Source organism: Bhargavaea ullalensis (assembly GCF_042432615.1).
Classification (GTDB): Bacteria; Bacillota; Bacilli; order Bacillales_A; family Planococcaceae; genus Bhargavaea; species Bhargavaea ullalensis.
In genome coordinates, this window is sequence record NZ_JBHLWY010000022.1 from 62,664 (window position 1) to 86,925 (window position 24,262).

The following is a 24,262-nucleotide window of genomic DNA, read 5'->3' on the forward strand; positions in this document are numbered from 1 at the left end:
AGGGGACGGATGGAAATGGAAAACGGGTGGGTCATAATATCTGCCTGCATGGCAGCCGGCATATTCGTGGGGGTTGCAGTGTTTCAAGTGCTCTTGTCGCTCGGCCGCCCTTTGGGTGAATATGCGATGGGCGGCTACCATAAAGTATTGCCCGGAAAGCTTCGGTTGGTCAGTTCGATAAATGCAGCCATTCTCCTGCTTATGGGTTTTATCGTTTTGCAGCATGCCGGTCTGATCAGCGGTGGCTCCTTCTTTGCGAACGATCTCATGATGTGGGGCATTACGGCTTTCCTTGGCCTGAACACCGCAGCCAATCTGGCTTCACGCAGCCATAAAGAAAAACGTGTCATGGCGCCCGTCTCCGCAATTGCCTTCGCCCTTTGCCTGATTGTGGCTTTGTCCTAGGGAATATGCAGGCCGGCAGGCGCTTGAAGGCGGTGGTATTGCCGTAAAATAATTTCGAGCCGGAAGGAAGACCGGAGAGGGGAGGACGAAATGGAAGAAGTCAGGTATTTTCCGGAGCCGCACCGATACGCGGTCTGTACTTCCGCGGATGTTCCGATCAAAACTTTTTACTCGGGTGTTTTCAATGAGGTGTTCATCTTCTTTCATCCTTTCATCAGGCCGGTCGGGGTCGATCCGGAAAACTATTTCCCGCAAACATGTCCGCACAAATCGGAGATGATCAAACATGCAGAGGCCGTGAGCTGGAAAGCGTTCCGTAGGCTCAGCGGGATCGGGAGCAACCGGGAACTGGACATCGGACTCCGAACGCGTATAGGCGGGTTGATTAAGAAATTTGCAGACCCGGAGCTTGCCGATGCGATTGACCGTGCCAGCGACATACATCGCCTGATTCCGCCTACAGAAGGGTTTCTGCCGGAACTGATCATCAACAAACTGTTTCAAGGTGTGAAGAGTGAGTGTGGAGAATGGCTGTGGGTGGGTGATGAGTTTTGCACGGAGCGGAAACTTGAATTTATTGATGATCTGATCACAGGAGATGCGCCGGACGGGAAAAATCTATTCACGCATGATCAATCTCTGCTGATTACGACCCACTGGGACAGCCATTTCTCCATGGTGTGTTCAAAAGATAGAAAAAAGCTGGAGCGTATCGTCCGTTCTTCCGGTCTGGAGGGCTTTTTCTGCAGCAACCGCACGGAGATCTATTGGAGTGTCTGGAATCCGGAAGAAGGCGAGGACGTTTTCTAAAGAGACGGCTATTTAGCATTCAATAAGGGTCCGCAAATCACATAGTTGCCACTCTAGCCACTTTTTTGAAAGGACTGTGCCACCCATGAATCAGATCCACTCCATCCGCTTTGAAATGTATGCGAGCGGTCCGCTGCGCCAAGGGGAAGAACGAGTCCATGAAGTGGAAATCAACCGCGGCGGGACACTCACCCATGAGATCCTGACGGCAACCGGGCAGTCAGGCAGGATGGATTTCCGCAAGGACGAATATCAGATGGACCCGGCGGCAGCGGCAGAGTTCCTGGATTCACTCATCGCCAAGTTCCACGTTGATGAATGGATCAAAGACTACGGCTCGCCCGTGCTCGACGGATGGAGCTATGAAGTGACAATCCGCTATTCGGATGGCCGCGTCCAGGGTGTACGGGGTTCGGTCGATCCGCCGCCGGGTGCAATAGAAATCGGGAGGAAGGCCGGACAATTGGTTCGGTTCCGAAAAAAGCCATGGATATTTTGATCGAGGGGCGGGAGAAATTGTTGGAGTCATGCGGCGAAGGGGATCGGCAGTTTCTCTATGGAGCTGCCGGAAACTTATGCAGGATCCATGAACAGCCGGAGAAGACCATCGGATTTTTGAATCAATGCGTCAATCTCGCAGCAGGAGAGAAAAACCCGGCGCTGGAGATTGTCGCATTGATCCGCCTAGCGGCAGCCTATAAATATGATGACAATCACCCGGAAGCTATGAAGCGGTTGAAAGAAAACTTCAGGGAATAATGCTTTTTTGCAAAGGGAGGGCTCCGTGCCGTCCTTTTTTCGTACCCGGAAAGAGATTGTGTTCATCGGATTGTGTCAACTCCATCTGCCGAAGAGTGAAATCACACAGAGAAATTGACAGCCTCGCTCCATGATTCCACTCGCCCCGGCAACGCGCTCACTCACGGCGTCTATGATTCCACTCGCCGCGGCAACGCGCTCACTCACAGCGTCCATGATTCCACTCATCCCGCACAAACGAAAAAAAACAGAATGATGAGCTGCATGATCCCGGGACAGGAGGGGAATACAGGGCAAGGAGACTCAAGCGGACGAGTTGACATCTAAAATGGGAATTAATTATAATTAGTCTCATTAAAAAGTTTCCCTTGCGCAACTTCTGGGACTCGGTCAGGATAGAGGTGTTTTTACATGAAGCCCAAAGGTCAAAATAAAAATGACGAGGCGCTGCAAAAGCACGCCAGCACTTCCCTGAGCAGAGAAACGAAGGGGATCCGGCAGCTTCTGCCGTTCCTCGGCCCGGCGTTCATCGCGGCGGTCGCCTACATCGATCCGGGCAACTATGCGACGAACATTTCAGCCGGATCCGCCTATGGCTACAAGCTGCTGTGGGTCATCCTTGCCTCGAACCTGATGGCGGTGCTCATCCAGATGATGTCTGCGAAGCTCGGGATCGCGACCGGACGCAACTTGCCGGAAGTGAGCCGCGAACGGTTTTCAAAGAAGACCTCGATCTTCCTGTGGATCCAGGCGGAGCTCGTCATCATGGCGACCGACCTGGCAGAGTTTATCGGGGCGGCGCTCGGCTTGTACCTCGTGTTCAATATTCCGATGGGCGCGGCTGCCATCATCGCCGCCATCGGCTCGTTTGCCATACTTGAGATGCAGCGGCGGGGTGTCCGGTCGCTTGAGGCGGTCATCGCCGGCATGATTTTTGTTGTTGTGATCGCGTTCGGCGTCCAGGTGTTTGTGGCAAAGCCGGAGGCCGGTCCGCTGCTCGCCGGGTTGTTTACACCGAGATTTGAAGGCGTGGACAGCATCCTGCTGTCGGCCGGGATGCTCGGGGCGACGGTCATGCCGCATGCGATCTATCTCCATTCGGGTCTGACGAACAAACGGATCGTCGGGCGCAACGAAGCCGAGCGGAAGAAAATCTTCAAGTTTGAGACGATTGACGTCATCATCGCGATGATCATCGCCGGCGCCATCAACGCCAGCATGCTCATCGTCGCGGCGGCGCTGTTCTTCAAGGAAGGCGTGCAGGTCGATGATCTGGAAGTCGCCTTCGATCAATTCGGCTCGATGCTCGGGACCCATGTGGCCATCCTGTTCGGGGTCGGGCTGCTGGCGGCGGGGCTTTCGAGTTCGTCCGTCGGCACCCTCACCGGGGACATTGTCATGCAGGGGTATATCCAAAAGCGGATCCCGATTTACTTGAGGCGCGTCATCACGATGTTGCCGCCGATCATCATTATCATGCTCGGCATCAACGCCTCCAAGGCACTCGTCATGAGCCAGGTGATCCTGTCGTTCGGCATTGCGTTCGCCCTCATTCCGCTCATCCTTTTCACGAGCGACAAAAAACTGATGGGCGGTCTGGTGAACAAGAAAATCACGACCGTGACCGCATGGCTGATCGCTATTTTAATCATTGCGCTCAACCTGTTCCTCTTGTATGAAACGATTTTCTGAAGGAAATGAAACACGGCAGGGACACCGGTTACCGGAAGTCCCTGCCGTGTTTTTTATGCTCATGCCCAGATGGTCGCATGCTCCATCGGTTTTCTCGTCTTCGGACGCTTCGGATCCGCCTTGCGGTAGCCGAATGCGGCGAGGACGGAAGGGGCGTACGCGCCGCCTTCAAGCAAGCCTTCTTCTTCAAGGAGAGCGGTGAGCTGCCCGGTGTTGAATCCCTCCATCGGCGTGGAGTCAATGCCGATCATGGCCGCAGCCGTCAGCATGTTGCCGAGTGCGATGTAAGTCTGCTTTGCGGACCAGTCATCAACCGTCCGTTCGCTCTCTAGAATATTGCGGCCTTGCTGGAAGTACATGTACTGCTCGCTGATTGTCGGGATCATCTCTTCAGGAAAGCCTTGGACGTTTTTCATTTGGTCCGCCAAGTATTCCAAATCGTATCTCATGCCGGTCCGCGAAAGGATGACGACAAAGTGGCTTGCCGTCTTCAGCTTTTCAACAGCACCCGGACAGGCTGGCATCATTTTTTCGCGCAGTGCCGCGTCCTGCACAACGAGGAACTTCCATGGCTCGGATCCCAGCGAACTCGGTGACAGCCTGCCTGCTTCAAGGATATAACGAAAATCCTCATCGGTGATTTACTTGTTTTCATCATACTCTTTCGTGGCGTGGCGGAAGTTCATGGCGTTCAGAACCAGTTCCTTGATTTGTTCCTTGTCAAGCAGTGCCCGCTCAGTCAATTTGGATCGCTTCCTTTCCATAATGTTCATACATCTTGTATTGTATCAGAAAAGTTACGAAAAGTAACCGGTTGATCTTTCTCAAGAATTGAACCCGTTTGGCAAGGTGCCCTTCGGGGAAAAGAATGCAACCAGGATATTTAATGAAAGGGGAGATAGATATGGAACTTCGTTCGAGCGGGGAAGCCCGGCAATTCAATGAAGACCGGTTTACAAAAGAAGATTTCATCAAGTCGGAACGGACCACGGTATTTTTGCTGAACTTTCAGGAGGGGCAGGAAATGCGCCCGCATTCGCATCCGGGACGGGAACTGGTCCTTCATGTGATGGAAGGGAGCGGAACGCTTTCCGTGGACGGGGAAGAAATGCCGTTTGCCGAAGGCCAGGTGCTGCACTGCGGCCCGGAGGAACAGGTCGGATTCGTCAACGGGAAAGATGGGAAGGCGTGCATTTTCGGGACGCTGACACGGATCGATAAATAAAGCGTTCGGCACGGTGACGGGCATCCTCTCGGGTGTCCGTTTTTCAGTGGCCGACTCCACGGAGCGTTTGTTGCGGAAGGGGCGAAGGCGGCTTAACATGGAGAGTGTACGGGAGGCGATGGCATGGACAGCAGCAAAATCGGCGGCTTGATCGCCCGGTTGCGCAAGGAGAAAGGATACACCCAAAAAGAACTGGCCGACCGGCTGAATCTGTCGGACCGGACGATTTCCAAGTGGGAGCGGGGAAGGGGCTTTCCGGATGTCTCGCTGCTGCCGGACCTGTCCGCACTGCTCGGCAGCAATATCGAAGACATTCTTGGCGGTGAGTTGCCCGTCAATGAATTCGTGGGAGGAAATATGAAGAAGTCCAATTATTTTGTTTGTCCGTCGTGCAACAATCTCGTCCTTTCTTCCGGCAATGCGACCGTGTCGTGCTGCGGAAGAAAGTTGGAGCCGCTTGAAGCCATCAAGGCGGACGGGCCCGACAAGCTTCAAGTCACGGAAACGGACGGGCAGTGGTTCATCGAAAGCGATCATCCGATGGACAAGGATCATTACATTTCATTTATCGCGTTGGCCACTGGCGAAAGTGTGCAGATCATCAAGCAGTATCCGGAATGGGCGATGCAGGCCCGCCTGCCGAAGCGCCGGCACGGCACGCTGTTCTGGTATTGCACTCAGCACGGATTGTTTTATCAATATATCTGATCGTCGGAGCCGTTTCCTTTTGGGAGACGGTCTTTTTTTATGCATCCACGCGAAAAAGATAACGTTCTGCCGGATAAAGATAACGTTCTGCAAGATAAAGATAACGCTTTTCATAATAAAGATAACGCTCCTCTGGAAACCTCGTTGTTCAGGCGCCCTTATTGGTACTCTTGTCCCGAAGGTCTTTCGATGCGTTCTCCGCCTGTGTGGTTTGACTTGCCCGGACAGGGGGAAGAAGACTATCGATTGTGCAAAGAGACCGGTAGAACCTCGCGTCTTCATCCCCGCCGGTAGGCAAGCGTGGTTCGTTCCCCGTGTTTTCTTTGCCCGAAACCAGAACGCAGATCGATGAGAGGAGCTGGGTGGATAGATGGGAAAAGACAAGAAGGATGAACAGCTGGATCAGTTCCGCAGGCAGAATGCCGGGAAACCGATGACCGATGTGAACGGCCAAAAGGTGTCAAATGACATGAAGACACTCCGTGCCGGCAAGCGCGGTCCGCTGCTCATGCAGGACTTCCATTTCTACAAGAAGCAGTCGCATTTCAACCGGGAGCGGATTCCGGAGAAAGTCGTGCATGCGCGCGGATTCGGAGTGCACGGGGTGTTTGAGGCGACGGAGTCCCTGAAGGATTACACGATGGCGAAGTTCCTTGAGCCGGGCAAGCAGACACCGGTGTTCGTCCGGTTCTCCAATTTTGTCGGCAACCGCGGGTCGAAGGACACGGCGGTCGACATCCGCGGATTTGCGACGAAGTTTTATACCGAAGAAGGCAACTACGATATGCTGGCGCTTCAGTTCCCGGTGTTCATCCTCGCCGATGCGATGAAGTTCATGGATGTGACGCATGCCGCAAAGCCGGAGCCTCGCCAGCACATGCCGCAGGCGACCGTGGCACACGACAATTTCTGGGATTATGTAATCAGCAACCCCGAGTCGGCGCACATGGTCATGTGGCTCATGTCGATGCGCGGACGGCCGCGTAGCTGGCGCATGATGGAAGGGTATCCGGTCAACACGTTCCGCTTCATCAACGAAAGCGGAAAGTCGACGTTCGTCCGCTTCATCTGGAAACCGAAGCTCGGTGTGCATTCGCTCATGCTGGATGAAGCGAACATCATCGGCGGCGTGGATCCCGATTTCCACCGGCGCGATATCGTCGAGGCGATCGAGAGCGGGGCGTTCCCTGAATATGAACTGTGCGTGCAGCTGATCGACGAGGAAGACGAGTTCAAGTACGACTTCGACATCCTTGACGATACAAAGCTGTGGCCCCAGGAGGAAGTGCCGCCGAAGGTTGTCGGCAAGATGACGCTGAACCGGACGATGGACAACTTCTTCGCCGAAAACGAGCAGTCGGCGTTCAACCCGGCGAACCTCGTGCCGGGCATTGAATTCACGAATGACCCGGTGCTGCAGGGCCGTTCGTTCGCTTATCGTGACACGGAACTGCACCGCCACCACTCGGCCAACTACGAAGAACTGCCGATCAACCGCCCGATTTCGGATGTGAACCACAACTTGCGCGACAGCTACCTCAAGTATCCGATCGAGGAAGACAACGTCCACTTCCACAACAACACGCAGGCGGAAGGCTCGCCTTATGAAGTGCCGGCGGAAGAGGGCGGCTATGAAAACTATCCGGGCGAGGTGGAAGGCCATGTGACGCGCGAACACCCGAGCGAGTCCTTCCAGGATTATTATTCTCAGGCGCGGATGTTCTGGAACAGCCTGTCCATGCCTGAAAAGCAGGACCTCATCGAGTCGTTCAGCTTCCACGTCGGCAGCGTGAAAAACAAGTCGATCCGTCAGAAGACGGTTGAAATGTTCGGCAATGTGGACACGGACTTTGCAACGATGCTCGCCGAGAACATCGGTGTCGAGCCGCCGCAGGAAGGGCATGTCGACTGCGAGAAGAGCTCGCCGGCGCTGAGCATCCTGAATATGCCACATTCCGCGGAGACTTCCCGTGTCGCCGTTCTTATCGGGAACGGGTTCGACGGGGAGGAAGTTCAGCAAGTGCTCGCCACCCTCATGGACGTGAAAGCGAAAGTCGACATCGTGTCGGAGACGCTGGCACCGGTGAAAGGGAAGGACGGCACGGAACTCACGCCGACGCAGACGTTCCTGACGGTGCACCCGACCTTGTATGATTCCGTGTATGTGGTCGGCGGCAAGGCGAAAAACCAGATGAAGTTCGATCAGGGGATAATGGACTTCTTCAAGATGCAGTACATGCACATGAAGCCGATCGCCGTTTCGGCCGACGCCGAGAAATATGTTGTGAAGACGGATGACAACAACATGGACGGCGTCGTGCTCGCGTCCGGCAATGCCGAGTTTGCCCAGCAATATGTGGACGCACTGGCGATGAAGCGGTTCTGGGACCGCACTTGATTGGGAATAAACGAAGAAAGCCCGACCGGCGCTGGATGCCGGTCGGGCGTTTTTGTGTCTCAGATGATCATTTCGGCGATGCCGATCAAAACGAGCAGGCCGCCCGCAATTTCTGACGGATACCGTCCGATCCACGTCCGGGTGAGCAGGCCGCCGAACCGGTGCCCGCCGCCGATTGTCAGCAGCGAGAACAGGCCGATCGACAGGACCGTCGCCGCCATCGGCCCGCCGCTCACCCCCATGCCGAATCCGCCGGCGAGTGAATTTGCCGCCAGCAGGAACCCGAGCGGAAGGGCTTCCCGGACGGACAGCACCCGGTCACCGTCCAAGTCCGAGGCCGCCGGATCTTCCATGAACTTCGGGCGCGGCGACTGAGGATGGAACAGCATCCACGCCCCGATCACGCACAGCATGCCGCCGCCGAGCCGGTTCGCCAGGGTTTCCGGCATGAACTGGGTTACATACTCCGCCGCCAGCATCGCCACGAGTGCCATCACCATCGACACGACGGCAATGGCACAGTTCGACCGGAACGGGATCGCTGTCTTCCGGATCCCGAACGCCAGTCCCACCCCGAGATTGTCCAGGTTCGCTGCAATTCCGAGAAACACGATCGTCAACCACTGCACAGTACCGCCCCCCGATTACCTGCAGTTTATGAAGGATCAGGGAAGGAGAGCCGGGCGAGTTTTAGCTGCTTGCAATGAACTCGCGCCACTCGCGGCCAAACTCGCGCCACTCGCGGCCAAACTCGCGCCACTCGCGGCCAAACTCGCGCCACTCGCGGCCAAACTCGCGCCACTCGCGGTCCAACTTGCGCCACTCGCGGCAACTTGCGTCACTCGCGGTCCAACTCGCGCCACTCGCGGCCAAACTCGCGCCACTCGCAGTCCAACTTGCGTCACTTGCGGCCAAACTCCCCTCACTCACCCAGAAACCTCTCCACTCCTCAATCCGCCGCTCGCTCGCGGATGATCTCCCTGATGTAGCCCATGGTCCGCTTTTCCGCTGTCGCAATGTCGTATTCAAGCCGGTTGTTGAGTACGGCGGCCATCATGCCCTGCCAGACCAGGTTGGTCATTTCATTGATGGCGGTCAGGTTGGCTTTTGGCACCTGGCCGGCGGCGACGGCGCGGTCCAGGAGTGAGATTCCGCGCTTCATGACGTTCCGCTCAAAGAGGGAAGGCTGGATTTCGGCGGGAACATCGAGCAAGTCCGCCGGATACGATTCGTAATAGCGTTGCATGAGCCGCTCCGGCTGGTCGCCGAGGTCCATCATGAACACCGCGTAAAAAAGTTCCGGTGACTTGAATGAGTGCCGGCAGAAGCATTCCCAGGCGAGGATATACTGCTCCAGCGGCGATTCGCCTTTATTGATGAAGAGAGACACGTCCTCGACGTATCCTCGCAGCAACCGCATGGCGGCAAAAAACTTAAGATGCGACAGCTCGGAAAAATAATTGTAAAGTGTCGCGCTGTTGTATCCGGCACGGTCGGCCACCTTGCGGATCGTCACTTTGTCGATGCCTTCCTCTTCGATGATCTCCACCGTCGCTTCGACAAAATACTTCCACATCCGCCTCATTTGCAATTGCTTGTTTTTCATTTGCGGCAACGCAATCCCATCCTTCTGTCATTGTGGTTTTTCGCGAAATTATCCGTCAAATCGTTTTGAAACAAAGCTCTGGCTATGTTAGACTAACCAAGGTCAACAAAATAATCATGATTACCAACTAATCATGATGCAAAAATCGGTTAAACGCAAGTAAAGGAGGGCAGATGCACATCCTGCTTTGGAAGGATCGGCATGCAATACGCACTGCAAACGCTTCCAGGCGGGGACCGGGCCGAGATACCATACTACGGAGGGGTCAAATGAAACAAGCAAAAGTAGATCAATTCATCTTCTGGGCGGCGATCGCCGTCATTCTGGCAGCGACCGTGCTGCTCGTCGCATTCCGGGATACGGCAGAGCCCTACCTGGACCAGATCATGTCCGGGATCACGCACCGGATGGACTGGGCATTCCAGTTTCTGACGATCGGTTTGTTCATCCTGCTCATCTGGCTGGCGTTCAGCCGGTACGGCAACATCAGGCTCGGTGAAGGCAAGCCGGAATTCTCGACGTTCAGCTGGGGAACGATGCTGTTCACCGCCGGCATGGGGACGAGCATTATGTACTGGTCGATGGTCGAGCCGCTGTTTTACTTCACCGGGCCGCCGTTCGGCGTGGAGCCGGGCAGTCAGGCGGCTGCTGAATGGGCGGTGACATACGGTTTGTTCCACTGGGGGATTTCAGCCTGGTCGCTGTATGCGTTCCCGACGGTCGTCATCGCTTATATGTACTTTATCCGCAAGCGGCCGACACTGAAACTGAGCGCGGCGCTGAGCGGCGTGCTCGGCAAGTATTCCGAGGGCTGGATCGGGAAAGTGATCGACATTCTCGTCATCTGGAGCCTGGTGGGGGGACTCGGAACGTCCCTTGGGCTCGGAGTGCCGATGGTGTCGGCGGTCGTCGCCAAAGTGTTCGGCTTCACGCCTTCGCTCATGATGGATGCGATCATCGTCATTCTGATCACGGTCATTTATTCCTCCAGCGCGTATCTCGGTCTTCATAAAGGGATCCGGAAGCTGAGTGATCTGAATATCTACCTTGCGCTTGCACTGGCCATCTTCGTCTTGATCGCCGGTCCGACGATGTTCATCCTGACTTATTTCTCGAACAGTTTCGGCATGATGCTGCAGAACTTCCTCATGATGAGTTTCTACACCGATCCGATCGGCAAAAGCGGATTCCCGCAGGACTGGACCGTGTTCTACTGGGCCTGGTTCGCCGCGACCGCACCGTTCATGGGTCTGTTCGTGGCCCGTATTTCGAGGGGCCGGACGCTCCGTCAGCTCATCATGCACATGCTGCTCTGGGGGTCGATCGGGGGCTGGATCTACTTTATGGTGTTCGGCGGCTACTCGATGAACCTCGAGCTGGAAGGCATCCTGCCGCTCACGGATATCCTCAACGACCAGGGCGGGCCGGCAGCTGTTGTGGCCATCCTGGATTCGCTGCCGCTCTCGGCGATTGTTTTGCCGTTTTTTATCATCCTGGCAGTGATCTTCCTGTCGACCTCGATGGACTCGGCAACTTATGTGCTCGCCGCCATCGCCACGAAAGAGCTGAGCGCCGGGCAGGATCCTGCGCGCTGGCACCGGATGGTCTGGGGCACGATGCTCGCGGTGCTGACGCTCGGACTGCTGTTCGTCGGCGGCCTGCGGGTCGTCCAGACGTCTGCCGTCATTGTATCCATCCCGATTTATTTATTCTATCTGCTCATGATCGTCTCGCTTCTGCGCTGGCTCAAGCAAGACTACGGCCCGGGAGCGAAAAAGATAAAAATCAAGGAGGCGCGAAAAGATGGTATTTAACGTAAGAGAAACAAACCGCTCGATCCGGACCGATTTTCCGAGGAAGGTCAGGGAGATCAACAATATCTGGATCCCCCTGTCGGACGGAACGCGGCTGTCTGCGAAAATCTGGCTGCCGGAAGACGCGGAAACCGATCCGGTGCCGGCTATCCTGGAATATCTTCCATACCGGAAAAACGAATTCACCGCGCTCCGTGACTCGCTTCGCCACCCGTACTTTGCGGGGCATGGCTACGCGAGCATCCGGGTCGATATCCGGGGTACCGGCGACTCCGACGGGATTTTGTATGACGAATACCTGAAGCAGGAACAGGATGACGCACTTGAAATCCTTGAGTGGATCTCCAAACAACCATGGTTCACCGGCAAAATCGGAATGATCGGCAAGTCGTGGGGCGGCTTCAACGGCCTTCAGGTGGCGGCCCGGCAACCGGAACAGCTCGGCGCCGTCATCACGATCTGTTCAACGGATGACCGCTATGCGGATGATGTCCACTACAAGGGCGGCGTGATGCTTGCTTCGGACATGCTTTGGTGGGCGTCCACGATGCTTGCCTACAACGCACGGCCGGCAGACCCGGAAGTCGTCGGCGACAGATGGCGGGATATGTGGATGGACCGGCTTGAAAACACGCCGCCGTTCGTCGAAGAATGGGTGACGCACCAGCGGCGCGACGAATTTTGGAAACACGGATCCGTCTGCGAAGACTACAGCGACATCCGGGTGCCGGTCATGGCGGTCGGCGGATGGGCGGACGGCTACCCAAACGCGATTCCGCGCATGCTCGAACACCTCAAGGTTCCGAAAAAAGGCATCATCGGGCCCTGGGCGCACGAATATCCGGAAATGGCGGTCCCGGGCCCGCAGATCGGGTTCCTGCAGGAATGCCTCCGCTGGTGGGACCAGTGGCTGAAGGAAGAAGAGACCGGCATCATGGAAGAGCCGATGCTCCGTGCCTACATGCAGGACAGCGTGCCGCCGCAGACCGAGTACAGTTTCCGTCCCGGCCGCTGGATCGCGGAAAATGAGTGGCCGCCTGCCGGACAGCCGGTGAAAAAACTGTATCTGGACGGCACCCGCCTTTCAGGTGAGCCTGCGGAAGCGGAACCGGTCCGGTTGGAGAATGCGCAGCAGCACGGCCTGCATGCCGGCGTGTATTGCCCGTTCGGACAGCCCGGTGATCTGGCGGGCGACCAGCGCAATGAAAACGGGTTCGCCACAGTGCTGCGGACCGAGCCGCTCGCCGAACCGGTCGCCATATTCGGCCGTCCGAAGTTCCATGCGGTCCTTTCTTCGGACAAGCCGCAGGCACTGCTCGCCGTCCGCTTGGATGACGTGGCCCCCGACGGTTCGTCGACGCGCGTGACATGGGGCATGCTGAACTTGACCCACCGGAACAGCGACGAATTCCCGGAAGCCCTCACGCCGGATGAGAAAGTCGGGGTGACGGTCGAACTCGACGTCGTCGGCTACGAACTCCCGGCGGGACACCGGCTGGAAATCGCCCTGTCCCCGAACTACTGGCCGCACGCATGGCCGTCGCCTGAAGAAGCGGTGCTTACGATCTATCCGGGCGAAGACACGCATCTCGCCATCCCGGTGCGCGAGCCGAAAGACATCGACGGCGAACTGAAGCCGTTCAAGCCGGCCGAAACCGCACCGGTCCTCGAGCGGGAAATCATGCGCGAAGCGAACCGCACCCGCACCATCTCAAAAGATGTCGTCTCCGGCGCCTGGGTGCTCGACGACTACTCCGACGAAGGCAAGCGCCGCCTGCCGTCCAACGGCCTTGAGTATGGCAGCACCAACCGCAACGTCTGGACCATCCTCGAAGACGATCCGCTGAGCGCGCGTTGTGATTGCGACTGGACCGTCGACGTCGGCCGCGGCGAGTGGCAGACACATGTCGCCACGAAGAGCTCCATGACAGCGGACAAAGACAATTTCCATCTCTACAACCGCGTCACGGCCTTCGAAGGCGATGAGCAAGTCTTTGATAAGGAATGGAATAAAACAGTCCCGCGCGACTTCACCTGATGCAAGAATTTCAACCCCCCCCGGCAGGCCGAACAGGCCCGCCGGGGGGTTATTGCTGGATTGGCCACGTTGCATCCGAAATCAAAATAAATATCTTGATTTCAAGACAATAATCACTTATAGTAGTAACAGAAAGTAACCAACAACATACCCACAGGGAGGAAAACAACATGACGGAACAATTGAACATCGGCATCATTCTCGGCAGCACGCGCGAAGGACGGGTGAGCCCGCAGGTCGGCAGCTGGGTCAAGGAAATTGCAGATGCACGCGGCGATGCGAATTATGAAATCATCGATATTGCGGACTTCAAGCTGCCGTTGCTCGGGACGACAGACGGAACGGAGCCGGGCATTGCGGCATGGAATGAAAAACTCGCGGGCCTCGACGGATTTGTCTTCATCGTCCAGGAATACAACCACAGCATCACGGGCGCACTGAAAAATGCGATCGACTTCGCGCGCGAAGCATGGAACGACAAAGCGGCCGGCATCGTGAGCTACGGCTCGACGGGCGGCGCGCGTGCTGCGGAACACCTTCGCGGCATCATGGGCGAGCTGAAGATTGCAGATGTCCGTACTCATCCGACGCTTTCGCTGTTCACGGACTTCGACAACTTCACTTCGTTCAAACCACAGGAACTTCACCTCGCCAACGTCCATGCGATGCTGGATGAAGTGAACGCCTGGTCGGGTGCGCTGAAACCGCTCCGCGTTGCACAGCCCGTCGAAAACTGATCAAAAATCCCCGGCATGCCCACTCAGGCAAACCGGGGATTTTCTTATTTAACCGCCGCCATCGCTTGGCGGATGGATGAGAATGTGTACAGCTGATCGGCAGGTCCGAGCGCTTCGGAGAGCTTTCGGGCGATGATCGGCGAAATGCCCGTGATGTAAAGCCGGCAACCCATGAGCTTCAGCACGTTCTGGATATGCAGGAAGTTGATCGCAGGCGTATCGTCTTCCCAGTAGAGGCCGGTGACGTCTAGGATAACATGGAGAGTGTGGTGCTCCTGCACGTAATCGCTCAGCTTCATGCTCAGCAAACTGAACCGCTCCTCAGTCATGACGCCCGTGATGGCGACGGCGGCCGTCTCTTCCTCGACAGACAGGATCGGAAGGGCCAGCTGATCGATGAGCGCCTCTTTCTCGGAAATTTCCCGCATCTGCCTCCGCTCTACTGTCACATCGGTCTGGGTGCCTGTGAAGTACAGCTTCCCGTCCACCCGGATCGGCTCAATCTGCAGACGGTTCCAGAACGGTCTGCCGTCTTTGCGATAGTTTTTAAGCGTTACGGTGATGGACTGTTCATTGCGGACGGCCTCCCTGATTTTACGGAGATCCTCCCTGTTCGTCTTCTCCCCCTGCAGAAAACGGCAGTTCCGGCCGATCGTTTCTTCCGGAGAATAGCCGGTGAGCGTCTCGAACGTGCGATTGGCGAAAATGACCGGATTGTCCTCCTGGGCCGGATCGGTGACGATTGCCGCCGTCTTGCTGCCGTCGAGCATCGCCTTCAGCAGCCGGATTTGAATTTCGTCTTCCATCTTGATGATCGGTCCCACCCCTTTTCGACTGATTTTTCTATATCGTATCATATATTCCAAACATGAACGCCCGAAACTGCATCTTTTCGGGTACAATCAGACAAAAGGGGGAATCCTGCATGATCCGGACCATCATCTTTGACTTGGACGATACACTGCTGTGGGACAAGAAAAGCATCGGGACGGCCTTTGACCGGACGTGCCGGTACGCCGCCGACACAGTCGGCACGGATGCGTCGGCACTGGAACTGGCTGTCCGGGAAGCGGCACGCGGCCTTTATGCTTCATATGATACATATGAATTCACACAGAGGATCGGCATCAACCCGTTTGAGGGGCTTTGGGGGACGTTTGACGATCCCGGCGAGGATTTCGGCCGGATGAAGGCGCGGAGCCCGGAATACCGGCAGGAATCTTGGACGGGCGGGCTGAAAGCGCTCGGCATCGATGACCCGGCGCTCGGCGCGGAACTGGCGGAACGCTTTGTCGAAGAGCGCCGGAAAGCGCCGTTCATCTATGAAGAAACATTCGATGTCCTGGACCGTCTCAGGGAAACCTGCCGGCTCGTTCTGCTCACGAACGGCGCGCCGTCGCTTCAGCGGGAAAAGCTGGCCATCACGCCGGAGCTGGAGCCGTATTTTGACTTGATCGTCATATCGGGCGCGTTCGGAAGGGGCAAGCCGGACACCTCCATTTTCCGGCATGTCCTGGAAGAGACGGGAACAGACGCAGGGGAAGCGATCATGGTGGGCGACAATCTGCTCACGGACATACTTGGTGCGGGAAGGGCGGGCATCCGCTCGGTCTGGATCAACCGGGAAGGAAAAGAAAAGCTGCCGGACGCCGATCCGACGTTTGAAATCGGCCATCTCGGCGAACTTCATGGAATTTTGGACACCCTGTCCGCGGATTCCGGCCGATAAGAAACCCCCGGGCAATCGAATGCCCGGGGGTTCTCGATCGTTCAGTTAAAGATCGACCGTGCGGACGGCATAGATGTCATCGATCTCAAGAAGCCGCCCGACTTCTTCCGGCTGCACTTCGTTGTCGACGGTGAGCATCATAATCGCATCGCCGCCGGCTTCGGAGCGGCCGACCTGCATCGTCGCGATGTTGATGTTTTCCTCGGCAAGCAGCATGCCGACCCGTCCGATTGCGCCCGGCTGGTCTTTGTGGCGGATGAGGAGCAGATGCCCCTCCGGAGAGACATCGACTGCGTAGTCATCGACTTTCACGATTCGGGCGCCGAATCCGTTCAGCAGGGTGCCGGAGACACGGTGGAAGACCTCGCCGGTTTTTGCTTCCACTGTGATGAGCTGCTGGAACCCTTTGCTGTTGGCGGTTTTGTGCTCGCTCACATTGATCTGGAACGAGTCGGCGAGGAATTTTGCATTGACGTCATTCACATGAGAGCCGAGATTCCGCTTGAGCAGGCCTTTCAGGGCATTCCGGGTGAGCGGGCGGACGTCGTAATCGGCCAGTTCACCCGCATACTTGACGCTCACTTCGGTGACCGGCTGGTCGGAAAGCCGTGACAGGAACGTGCCGAGGCTTTCTGCCAGGTTGAAGAAGGGTTCGATTTTTGCGAGTGCTTCTTTCGAAAGGGACGGCAGGTTCACGGGATTTTTGACCGGCTCTCCCGACAGGAATCGGATAACATCCCGGCCGACGTCGATTGCGACGCTTTCCTGCGCCTCGATCGTGCTGGCGCCAAGGTGCGGAGTGGCGATCACCTGCGGCAGTTCGAGCAGGCGGTGGCCGGTGAACGGCTCGCTTTCCATCACGTCGAGCGCAGCGCCTGCCACTTTGCCCGCCTTCACCGCTTCATAAAGCGCGCCTTCATCGATGATGCCGCCGCGGGCACAGTTGACGATCCGGACGCCGTCTTTCATCTTCTCAAAAGCTCCGGCGTTGAGCAGGTGGCGGGTTTCCTTCATGAGCGGCGTGTGGACGGTGATGAAATCCGCTGCCCGGATCACTTCCTCGAACGTGCCGGCCGAGATGCCCATTTCTTTCGCCCGTTCTTCAGTGAGGAAAGGATCGAATGCGATGACGTTCATCCGCTGGCCCTTCGCGCGCCGGGCGACCTCCGCGCCGATCCGGCCGAGGCCGACGATGCCGAGTGTCTTGTCTTTCAGTTCGACGCCGACAAACGCCTTTCGGTCCCACTTGCCTTCAAGCAGGGAGCGATGGGCCTGAGGAATGTTGCGGGCGAGCGACGTCATCATGGCGATCGTGTGCTCCGCGGCGGAATTCGTGTTTCCGTCGGGCGCATTCACGACGATGATGCCTCGCTCGGTCGCCGCTTCCAGGTCGATGTTGTCGACGCCGACGCCGGCACGCCCGATGATCTTCAGGCTGTCGGCCGCTTCGATCACTTCGCGGGTTACCTGCGTGCCGCTGCGGACGATCAGCGCATCTGCGGTTTTGACGGCCCCGAGAAGTTCTTCGCGGGTGAGGCCGGTGCAGATGTCGAGTTCGATACCTTCGGCCGCACGCAGCGGCTGAAGGCCGTCTTCGCTGAGCGGATCGGTGATGAGGAGGACGGCGTTTTTCGTTTCGGGTTTCGCTTCGGCGATGGCACTCATTTCGGCTGATCCCCTTTCTGGAGGTAAACTTGCTGGGCGGCGGCGGTGCCCTTGCCCGGTTCGATCTGCTTGCCGGATCGGATCATGCCGAGTTCGAACAGGGCGATCATCTGGAGCACATCTGCGGGGGAGCAGTAGCCCATATGCCCCACACGGAAAATCTTCCCTTTCAGTTCACCCTGGCCGCTGGCGACGGAAAGACCGAACTCGCTGCTGATGAGGCTGCGGAACTGCTCCGCGTCAAAATCGGGTTTCACGGCCGTAACGGTCGGCGAAGCGGCTTTATCCGTCGTGAGGAGCGGGACGCCGTGTGCCTTGAATGCCACCCTCACCATGTCACGCATCAGTTCATGGCGCGCCGCGACTTCGGCAATCCCTTCTTTTTCGATCAGTTCCAGCGCCCGGTCGAGACCGTACAGGAGAGAGATGGCCGGCGTGAAAGGGGTCGTGTTGTGCCGGATGCTGTCCCGGTACTGGACAAGGTCAAGGTAAAACCCGCGTTCCGGGTTCGCCTCGATCTGCTTCCAGGCCCGTTCGCTCACGGCAGCGAACATGAGTCCCGGCGGAAGCATCATCGCTTTTTGCGAACCGGTGACGAGGACGTCGAGTCCCCATTCGTCCATCTTGGCTTCAACGCCGCCGATGATCGAGACGCCGTCCGCGATGACGAGGGCGTCCGATTCTTCCCGGACGACTTTGGCCAGTTCCGCGACCGGGTTCACGACGCCGGTCGACGTTTCGCAGTAAGTCGCGATGACGGCTTTCACATCCGGATGCTCCTTCAGCATCCCGCGCACATGTTCGGGGTCAAACGCTTCTCCCCAAACGGTTTCGTAGCGGTGGACGAGGATGCCGTGTGCATGGCAGATCTTCTCGAAACGGGCCCCGAACGAGCCGGAGATGATCACGATGGCTTCTTCGCCGCGGCGGACGGTGTTGATCGCAGCCGCCTCGAGGCCGGACGTCCCGCTGCCGGCGACGATCAGGACATCCTGGTCTGTTCCGAAGACTTTCCTGAGGCGGGGCCGGATCTTCGCCTGCAGGTCATCGGTCACTGCAGCCCGGTGGCCCACCATCGGCTTGGTCATTGCCCGTTCCACACTCGGCGGGATCGGTGTCGGTCCCGGAATCCGCAAATATTGTTGGTCTTGAAGCATCATGAATCTCCTCCTTCAGTGAATGAAAAAAAGCCACTCGTCTCCCTGCATCAGTTGTGCAAGGGGCGAATGGCTCTTGGCCTCGCGGTGCCACCCTCATTTGCTGCGCGCCTTCGCGGCAGCCTTCGTTCGCATGCGTAACGGGCATGTGCCGGACGGGCCTACTGAAAATGGTTCGGCCCGCCAATCTCTCCGGAGCGGAACAGATGAACGGGACTGCCGGCTCGCACCTGCCGCCGGCTCTCTGAAAGTCCTCCGATCATCCGCATGTCTCCCTCACAATTGTTCGGTCAATTATGAAATTATGAATAATCTTAGCACGTTAAAGGCGGATGTCAACCCTTTTCATACATTCGTCTTTAAAAGTTTTATAGCGGTATAATCAACAGATTCATCAAAAAAACGAACAGATAACGATTGAAAACGCTTTAATATTCCGTTAACGTTCGTGTTTTTGAGGGCTGATTACTGCAGAACCGTGTTCGCGGCGATACATCTTGACCGGCGTCAAGGCAGTCTATTGCCTTTGGTCTTACACTGGAGTCAAACAAAGGGAAAGGTCGTGTCGGACATGGGTTTGACAGTCCACCAGATGCTGCTCGGCGTCCATATCCTGTTCGGACTCATTTGGGTCGGCGGGATTCTGTTTGTCGGCTGGGGGGTATTTCCGGCGGTGAAAAAACTGGATTTTTCCCATCAGCAGCAATTCCTCGAGTCACTCATGGGCTGGACGCACCGGCTGCTGTCGCTGGCGGGGGCTGCCGTCATTGCAACCGGCGTGCTGCTCGGGACGGCATTCGGGCCGATCCGGGAATGGGGCACGCTCTGGACCACCTCGTACGGGATCCATTTCATGCTCGCCTTCGGACTCGGAATTCTCACGCTCGGCTGGGGGGCATTCGTCAGCTACCGGTACTCCATGCGGGTGATCCGCAACCGGACGCTTTGGAGCATGGCGGGCCGCGGCTATCCGATGCTCCTCAACCGGGCCATGCGGCGGGTGACGGCCGTCTCGGGTGTGGAAGTGCTCGGATTCGTTTCACTGCTCGTCGCCATGCTGACTTTTTGAAAAGAGAAAGAGGGGATCGCCATGAAGCGGGACGCAGACCACTATTCATACAAAGGGACATGGATCGGTCTTGTCCGTCCGGCCACACTGAGCGGCACGATCACACCGGCGGTCGCCGGAACGGTCTGGGCGGCACAAAAAGGAACCGTCCGGCCCGGTCTGTTCCTGCTGTTCCTGATGGCTTCTCTCCTCGTCCAGATGTCGGCCAATGTGCTGAACGACTACTTCGACTTCAAGAAGGGCCAGGACACGGACAAGTGGACGAAAGATCCCGTGCCCGGGCACCCGTCATTGAGCAACCTGCCGTATCTGGCGGAGGGGATGCTCGGGTCAGCCGCGCTGCTCGGAATCCTGATTGCTCTCAAATCCGGCGGCTGGGTGCTCTGGGCGGGGGCCGTCTCCATCCTGGCAGCACTGTTTTACTCTGCAGGCCGTCGCCCGCTTTCTTCGCTCGGGCTCGGCGAGGCGGTCGCCGCCGTTTTCCTCGGCTTCACCGTGGCACTGCTCGCCTACGGCATTCAAGAAGTTCCGTTTGGCCCGGGCATCTTTGCCGTTGCATTGCCGTTCGCGTTTCTCATTTCCTCGATGATCTTGACGAACAATATCAGGGACATGGAAAAAGACCGGCCGTTCCGCTGCACCGTACCGATTCGCATCGGCAGGGGGCGCGCACGTATTTTGCTGATCGGTCTCATAGCGGGTGCCTATGCGTCCGTCGCGGCGTTCGTGGGGGGAGGACTGTTTCCGGTATCCGCGCTGATCTCCCTGCTTGCGCTTCCTTTCTCGGCAAGGCTCATCCGGCTGCTCCGGAGAAACGCGCCAAGGGAAGATGAACTGGCAGCGATGCCTGCGTCCGCCCGCCAGCACTGGGTGTTCGGGCTGCTGTTCGCCGCCGGCCTCCTGCTCGGCTGAACTAACGGCGGTGCGCCGGTTGCCGGCTGGTGTTTTTTGCTTGAGTACACCGGAAAAGGGGAATACCTAAACCGATCACGTCCAATCGGGAAAGGGGAAGGTATTGTGGAAAACGTAGTCATCAGTTATTTCCGTGTGGAAAGTGAGGCATTCCAGGCGCTGTCCGAACTGAAAAAACTATCGACATTCGAGGATGAGGCGGTTCTCTCCCAGGTCGGCATCCTGAAAAAGGAACACGGCAATATTTTGCTGAAGGATTCTTTTGACACCGGCAAGGTTTCGGCGGATGACACGCTGATCGGGAGCATCGTCGGGGGGCTGGCCGGCATCATCGCAGGTCCGCTCGGCGTCCTGCTCGGCGTCGGCATCGGCGGGTCGGTCGGACTTCTTGCGGATGCAAACGACATGAAGCGGGAGACCGGGCTGTTCTGGTCGATGACTCTCCGGATGAAAGACGGGGACGTGGCGATCGTCTCGGTTGTCCAGGAACAGTCGGAAGCGCCGCTTGACCGGGTGTTCGGCAAATTCGAAACGGTCGTGGAACGCTATCCGGCCGCAGAAATTCAAGAAGAGATCGAACATGCGCGCGAATTGCAGGACGACCTTGAGAAACAGGCCCGCGATAAGATGGCCGAGGAGCGGTCTGCCACGCGCGAGAAGAAAGTGGCGGAATACAAAGAGAAGATGCAGGCGGACTTCAACAAGCTGAAAGAACGGTTCGGCAGCTGATAAAAGAGGTTCCGGGCGGCGGCCCGGAACCTTTTTTGGCCTTGCGGAGGTGTACAATAGGGTGGGTCCCTCAATGGGGTCATCACGAATTGGTTGGGAGTTGCATCATGCTGGACTTTATCAAAAAACAGACCGAGTACTTGTATTCCGGCTACTTTGCGGTTGTCATGGCAACAGGGGCACTGTCGATTTCAGCGCATCTGCTCGGTTTCTCGAGACTTGCTCTGTTCCTGCTCGGCGTCAATGTCATCACGTTCCTGCTGCTCTGGCTGCTGACCGGCGTACGGATCGCGTTCCATCCGCGACGGGTCGCCGCGGACCTTGGGGACCACGCGGCCGGCCCGGGCTTCTTTACATGGGTTGCCGGGACGGGCGTTTTCGGAAGTGAGCTCGTCGTCATCACGGGCAGGACGGGCGCCGCCACCTTCCTGTTCTGGCTGGCGCTCGCTTTGTGGATCCTCATCATGTACGGCTTTTTCACCGCGGCCATTGTGCGCAAAGAAAAGCCGGATCTGTCGTCCGGAATCGGCGGGGCCTGGCTCATCGCTGCGGTGGCCACCCAGTCGCTGGCGATCCTCGCCGTCCTGCTTGGGCGCGGCAGTGAATCGCCGCGGCTGTGGGTCTTCTCGTCAATCTGCCTGTTCTTCCTCGGCTTCATGCTTTATTTGCTGATCATCATTCCGATTTTCCACCGGCTCGTGTTCGTGAAACTGGAGCCGAAGAAATTCTCGCCGACCTACTGGATCAGCATGGGTGCCGCCGCCATCACGACACTGGCCGGCTCGCTGCTCATCACGGACACCGAACACGATGATCTCGTCACCGGCATGCTCCCATTTTTGAAGGGGCTTACCCTGCTCGCATGGGCCACTGCGACTTGGTGGATTCCGCTGCTTTTGCTGCTGGCGATCTGGAGATACGGCGTTCGCCGGGATCCCCTGACGTACGACCCGCAATTTTGGGGCATGGCGTTTCCGCTTGCGATGTACACGGCGGCGACCCATCAGCTCGCCGGCGCGATGGGCATGCCGGAGCTGCGCATGATACCGGCCCTGTTCTTCCCGATCAGCCTCGCCGTCTGGGTGTTGTTCTTTCTCTGGATGAACCGCCAGCTGTTCCGCATGCTGATCAAAGGAAGGGCAAAGTAAAATCCCGGCCGGATGATCCGGACGGGACTTGGCAAGATTGTCATTTGTTTTTCTCCCAGATCGAAGCGTTGAGGGCCAATGCATAGATCACCCAGGCAACATACGGAATCATGAGGGCGCCGGCTGTCCGGTCTTCCCTCCTGAATTCTGCCATTGACAGAATGATGGCGCCGAGCAGTGCCGTCATTTCTGCAAGCGCAGTCCCGCGCAGTCCCCATTTGAAGAACAGGAACGACCAGAGGAAGTTCAGCCCGAGCTGGACGTCATAAGAGGCGAACGAGCCCGAGCGGCCTTCATTTGTCCGCGCCTGGCCTGCCCGGTATCTTGCGACGCCCATCACGGCGTACAAAGAAGTCCAGGCAATCGGGAAGGTTGCCTGCGGAGGAGCAAAGCCTGGCTTCTTCAGTTTTTTGAACTGCTCCTTGGAACTTTTGCTCGTCAGCATCCCGACGATCGATCCGCCGATGACCGGGACGGCCACCGACAGCGCGAGCTTTTTCATGTCCAGCTTTCCGTCCACTTTCAAGATCTCCATCTTATCTCCTCATTCCATTCTTTTCTGTGCATCTTCCCTTCTTAGATGGGAATAAACGGTGAGAATCTTTCTAATCGGCTTTTGCGGTGGTAGACTTAGAGGAATGAGAACACTTTTAATGGGGCCGGTGCTACAACGCACGCCGGCGTGAAAGGATGCGGTTGGCCAATGACAGAGATCAATCGGGCGTTGTTTGATTTTTTGGAGGAACACGCGGAGAAAATCACGGATGAGTGGATGAATCGCCGTGACGAACAGCAGGGCTCAATCTATGCGCCTGGTGCGGACGGCTTTATGAAGCAGGCGCTCCGCGAGCAAAACCGGCTGACGAACCTGGCGCTCGCCACGTGCCTGGTCGGGGACACCGACGAATTTGAAAAGCGGAAAAACGAATGGGCGGAACTCGTGGCCGCCAGCCGTGTCCGGACCGGGACGCCGATCCACGAAGTATTGCGTGCACTCGGGTCGGCCCGTTTTGTCTTCTGGACATTCGTTGAGCGCTTCATCCAGGAAAATAACGCCGAAGTGGCCCGGGAAGACTTGCTGCGATGGAGCGAGGAACTGAACAGCTCATTTGATGAACTGGTGCTCTCGTTTTGCAGGGAGTATCATGCTTTGATGGAAGAACGGCTGCGGGCCCAGCAAAGCCTGATCGATGAACTCGGCAGCCCGGTGATCCAGATCGACTGCGAGCGGGGCATCCTTCCGCTTGTCGGCGACATTGATACAAACCGCGCACAGATCATCAAAATCCAGGTGCCTCAAAGATGTTCGGATGAAGGGATTGTCCAGTTGTTCATCGACCTGTCCGGCGTGACGATCATTGACACGATGGTCGCCCATCAGCTTTATGAACTCACTCAAATCCTCGAACTGCTGGGAGTCAAAGCCACAATCACCGGCATCCGCCCGGAAATTGCACAAACCTCAGTCCACCTGGGCCTCAATTTCTCCGGTCTTGCCACATTCAGCTCTCTCCAGCAAGCCCTCCAAAGCAGCCCGGTGCCCTGGGCCTGACGATGCAATCAACAAAAAAGCCGCCAAGTGCGGCTTTTTTGTTCAGACTGTAGACAAAGTGAGCCTAATGCTCCTTTGGCTACAGTTTTTCTTTTTCCTGAACATCCTT

23 protein-coding genes and 1 pseudogene are annotated in these 24,262 nt (G+C 57.2%); 17 read left to right on the top strand and 7 right to left on the bottom strand.

Annotated elements, in window-relative coordinates; all coding sequences use genetic code 11:
• Nucleotides 1–9: 9 nt before the first annotated feature.
• The 5 genes from ACFFIY_RS06115 to ACFFIY_RS06135 all read left to right on the top strand — a co-directional run bounded on the left by ACFFIY_RS06115 (nucleotide 10) and on the right by ACFFIY_RS06135 (nucleotide 3,666).
• A complete protein-coding gene (locus tag ACFFIY_RS06115) occupies nucleotides 10–405 on the top strand; it encodes a hypothetical protein (protein WP_354196901.1) in 396 nt (131 codons plus the stop codon).
• Nucleotides 406–495: 90 nt separating this feature from the next.
• Nucleotides 496–1,215, top strand: a complete 720-nt coding sequence (locus ACFFIY_RS06120) for a DUF2711 family protein (protein ID WP_354196903.1) — start codon at nucleotides 496–498, stop codon at nucleotides 1,213–1,215.
• An 85-nt stretch (nucleotides 1,216–1,300) separates the two neighbouring features.
• Complete coding sequence (locus ACFFIY_RS06125; RefSeq protein ID WP_354196905.1) at nucleotides 1,301–1,714, top strand: hypothetical protein; 414 nt, start codon at nucleotides 1,301–1,303, stop codon at nucleotides 1,712–1,714.
• Nucleotides 1,702–1,974 carry a hypothetical protein gene (locus ACFFIY_RS06130; protein WP_354196907.1) on the top strand — a complete coding sequence of 91 codons (273 nt, stop codon included), beginning with the start codon at nucleotides 1,702–1,704 and terminating at the stop codon, nucleotides 1,972–1,974. The genes ACFFIY_RS06125 and ACFFIY_RS06130 overlap by 13 nt, the downstream gene beginning before the upstream one ends.
• Nucleotides 1,975–2,385: 411 nt before the next feature.
• Nucleotides 2,386–3,666: an Nramp family divalent metal transporter gene (locus ACFFIY_RS06135; protein ID WP_354196909.1), complete on the top strand. Its 1,281-nt coding sequence runs from the start codon at nucleotides 2,386–2,388 to the stop codon at nucleotides 3,664–3,666.
• A gap of 59 nt (nucleotides 3,667–3,725) precedes the next feature.
• On the opposite strand, the pseudogene ACFFIY_RS06140 reads toward ACFFIY_RS06135, so the two are convergent.
• Nucleotides 3,726–4,394 (bottom strand): annotated as a pseudogene (locus ACFFIY_RS06140) (NAD(P)H-dependent oxidoreductase).
• A 176-nt stretch (nucleotides 4,395–4,570) separates the two neighbouring features.
• Between ACFFIY_RS06140 and ACFFIY_RS06145 the strand changes: the two are divergent.
• The 3 genes from ACFFIY_RS06145 (at nucleotide 4,571) to ACFFIY_RS06155 (ending at nucleotide 7,997) form a co-directional block, all read left to right on the top strand.
• A complete protein-coding gene (locus ACFFIY_RS06145) occupies nucleotides 4,571–4,891 on the top strand; it encodes a cupin domain-containing protein (RefSeq protein ID WP_354196911.1) in 321 nt (106 codons plus the stop codon).
• Nucleotides 4,892–5,014: 123 nt separating this feature from the next.
• Nucleotides 5,015–5,599, top strand: coding sequence for a helix-turn-helix domain-containing protein (locus ACFFIY_RS06150; protein WP_354196913.1), 585 nt, complete (start codon nucleotides 5,015–5,017; stop codon nucleotides 5,597–5,599).
• Between the two features lie 370 nt (nucleotides 5,600–5,969).
• Nucleotides 5,970–7,997 carry a catalase gene (locus ACFFIY_RS06155; protein ID WP_354196915.1) on the top strand — a complete coding sequence of 676 codons (2,028 nt, stop codon included), beginning with the start codon at nucleotides 5,970–5,972 and terminating at the stop codon, nucleotides 7,995–7,997.
• A 59-nt stretch (nucleotides 7,998–8,056) separates the two neighbouring features.
• On the opposite strand, the gene ACFFIY_RS06160 is transcribed toward ACFFIY_RS06155, so the two are convergent.
• Both ACFFIY_RS06160 and ACFFIY_RS06165 read right to left on the bottom strand, forming a co-directional pair.
• Nucleotides 8,057–8,626 carry a manganese efflux pump gene (locus ACFFIY_RS06160; protein ID WP_354196917.1) on the bottom strand — a complete coding sequence of 190 codons (570 nt, stop codon included), beginning with the start codon at nucleotides 8,624–8,626 and terminating at the stop codon, nucleotides 8,057–8,059.
• A gap of 320 nt (nucleotides 8,627–8,946) precedes the next feature.
• Entirely contained in the window at nucleotides 8,947–9,573 is a 627-nt protein-coding gene (locus ACFFIY_RS06165; RefSeq protein WP_354196919.1) for a TetR family transcriptional regulator, read from the bottom strand.
• A 299-nt stretch (nucleotides 9,574–9,872) separates the two neighbouring features.
• On the opposite strand from ACFFIY_RS06165, the gene ACFFIY_RS06170 reads away from it, so the two are divergent.
• The 3 genes from ACFFIY_RS06170 to ACFFIY_RS06180 all read left to right on the top strand — a co-directional run bounded on the left by ACFFIY_RS06170 (nucleotide 9,873) and on the right by ACFFIY_RS06180 (nucleotide 14,192).
• Nucleotides 9,873–11,417, top strand: a complete 1,545-nt coding sequence (locus ACFFIY_RS06170) for a BCCT family transporter (protein WP_354196921.1) — start codon at nucleotides 9,873–9,875, stop codon at nucleotides 11,415–11,417.
• Complete coding sequence (locus tag ACFFIY_RS06175; RefSeq protein ID WP_354196923.1) at nucleotides 11,407–13,455, top strand: CocE/NonD family hydrolase; 2,049 nt, start codon at nucleotides 11,407–11,409, stop codon at nucleotides 13,453–13,455. The genes ACFFIY_RS06170 and ACFFIY_RS06175 overlap by 11 nt, the downstream gene beginning before the upstream one ends.
• Nucleotides 13,456–13,625: 170 nt before the next feature.
• A complete protein-coding gene (locus tag ACFFIY_RS06180) occupies nucleotides 13,626–14,192 on the top strand; it encodes an NADPH-dependent FMN reductase (RefSeq protein WP_354196925.1) in 567 nt (188 codons plus the stop codon).
• A gap of 44 nt (nucleotides 14,193–14,236) precedes the next feature.
• Here ACFFIY_RS06180 and ytvA read toward each other — a convergent pair whose 3' ends face one another.
• The gene (gene ytvA, locus ACFFIY_RS06185) at nucleotides 14,237–15,016 is read right to left on the bottom strand and encodes a YtvA family blue-light photoreceptor (protein ID WP_354196927.1); all 780 of its coding nucleotides are present in this window, start codon (nucleotides 15,014–15,016) and stop codon (nucleotides 14,237–14,239) included.
• Nucleotides 15,017–15,117: 101 nt separating this feature from the next.
• Here ytvA and ACFFIY_RS06190 point away from each other — a divergent pair, with 101 nt between their 5' ends.
• Complete coding sequence (locus tag ACFFIY_RS06190) at nucleotides 15,118–15,921, top strand: HAD family hydrolase (protein WP_354196929.1); 804 nt, start codon at nucleotides 15,118–15,120, stop codon at nucleotides 15,919–15,921.
• A 45-nt stretch (nucleotides 15,922–15,966) separates the two neighbouring features.
• Here the strand turns inward: ACFFIY_RS06190 and serA are convergent, their stop codons facing one another.
• Nucleotides 15,967–17,586: a phosphoglycerate dehydrogenase gene (serA, locus tag ACFFIY_RS06195; RefSeq protein WP_354196931.1), complete on the bottom strand. Its 1,620-nt coding sequence runs from the start codon at nucleotides 17,584–17,586 to the stop codon at nucleotides 15,967–15,969.
• The gene (locus ACFFIY_RS06200; protein WP_354196933.1) at nucleotides 17,583–18,743 is read right to left on the bottom strand and encodes a pyridoxal-phosphate-dependent aminotransferase family protein; all 1,161 of its coding nucleotides are present in this window, start codon (nucleotides 18,741–18,743) and stop codon (nucleotides 17,583–17,585) included. Before ACFFIY_RS06200 ends, serA begins: the two co-directional genes overlap by 4 nt.
• A 571-nt stretch (nucleotides 18,744–19,314) precedes the next feature.
• Between ACFFIY_RS06200 and ACFFIY_RS06205 the strand changes: the two genes are divergently transcribed.
• From ACFFIY_RS06205 to ACFFIY_RS06220, 4 genes are all read left to right on the top strand, one after another.
• Nucleotides 19,315–19,812 (top strand): hypothetical protein, encoded by a 498-nt coding sequence (locus tag ACFFIY_RS06205; protein WP_354196935.1) that lies wholly within the window; start codon nucleotides 19,315–19,317, stop codon nucleotides 19,810–19,812.
• A gap of 21 nt (nucleotides 19,813–19,833) precedes the next feature.
• A complete protein-coding gene (locus ACFFIY_RS06210) occupies nucleotides 19,834–20,724 on the top strand; it encodes a prenyltransferase (protein ID WP_354196937.1) in 891 nt (296 codons plus the stop codon).
• 105 nt (nucleotides 20,725–20,829) lie between these two features.
• The gene (locus ACFFIY_RS06215; RefSeq protein WP_354196939.1) at nucleotides 20,830–21,453 is read left to right on the top strand and encodes a hypothetical protein; all 624 of its coding nucleotides are present in this window, start codon (nucleotides 20,830–20,832) and stop codon (nucleotides 21,451–21,453) included.
• Nucleotides 21,454–21,560: 107 nt separating this feature from the next.
• Entirely contained in the window at nucleotides 21,561–22,601 is a 1,041-nt protein-coding gene (locus ACFFIY_RS06220; RefSeq protein ID WP_354196941.1) for a tellurite resistance/C4-dicarboxylate transporter family protein, read from the top strand.
• A gap of 40 nt (nucleotides 22,602–22,641) precedes the next feature.
• On the opposite strand, the gene ACFFIY_RS06225 is transcribed toward ACFFIY_RS06220, so the two are convergent.
• A complete protein-coding gene (locus tag ACFFIY_RS06225; protein WP_354196943.1) occupies nucleotides 22,642–23,136 on the bottom strand; it encodes a TspO/MBR family protein in 495 nt (164 codons plus the stop codon).
• A gap of 168 nt (nucleotides 23,137–23,304) precedes the next feature.
• Between ACFFIY_RS06225 and ACFFIY_RS06230 the strand changes: the two genes are divergently transcribed.
• Complete coding sequence (locus tag ACFFIY_RS06230) at nucleotides 23,305–24,153, top strand: STAS domain-containing protein (RefSeq protein ID WP_354196945.1); 849 nt, start codon at nucleotides 23,305–23,307, stop codon at nucleotides 24,151–24,153.
• Nucleotides 24,154–24,262 lie beyond the last annotated feature (109 nt).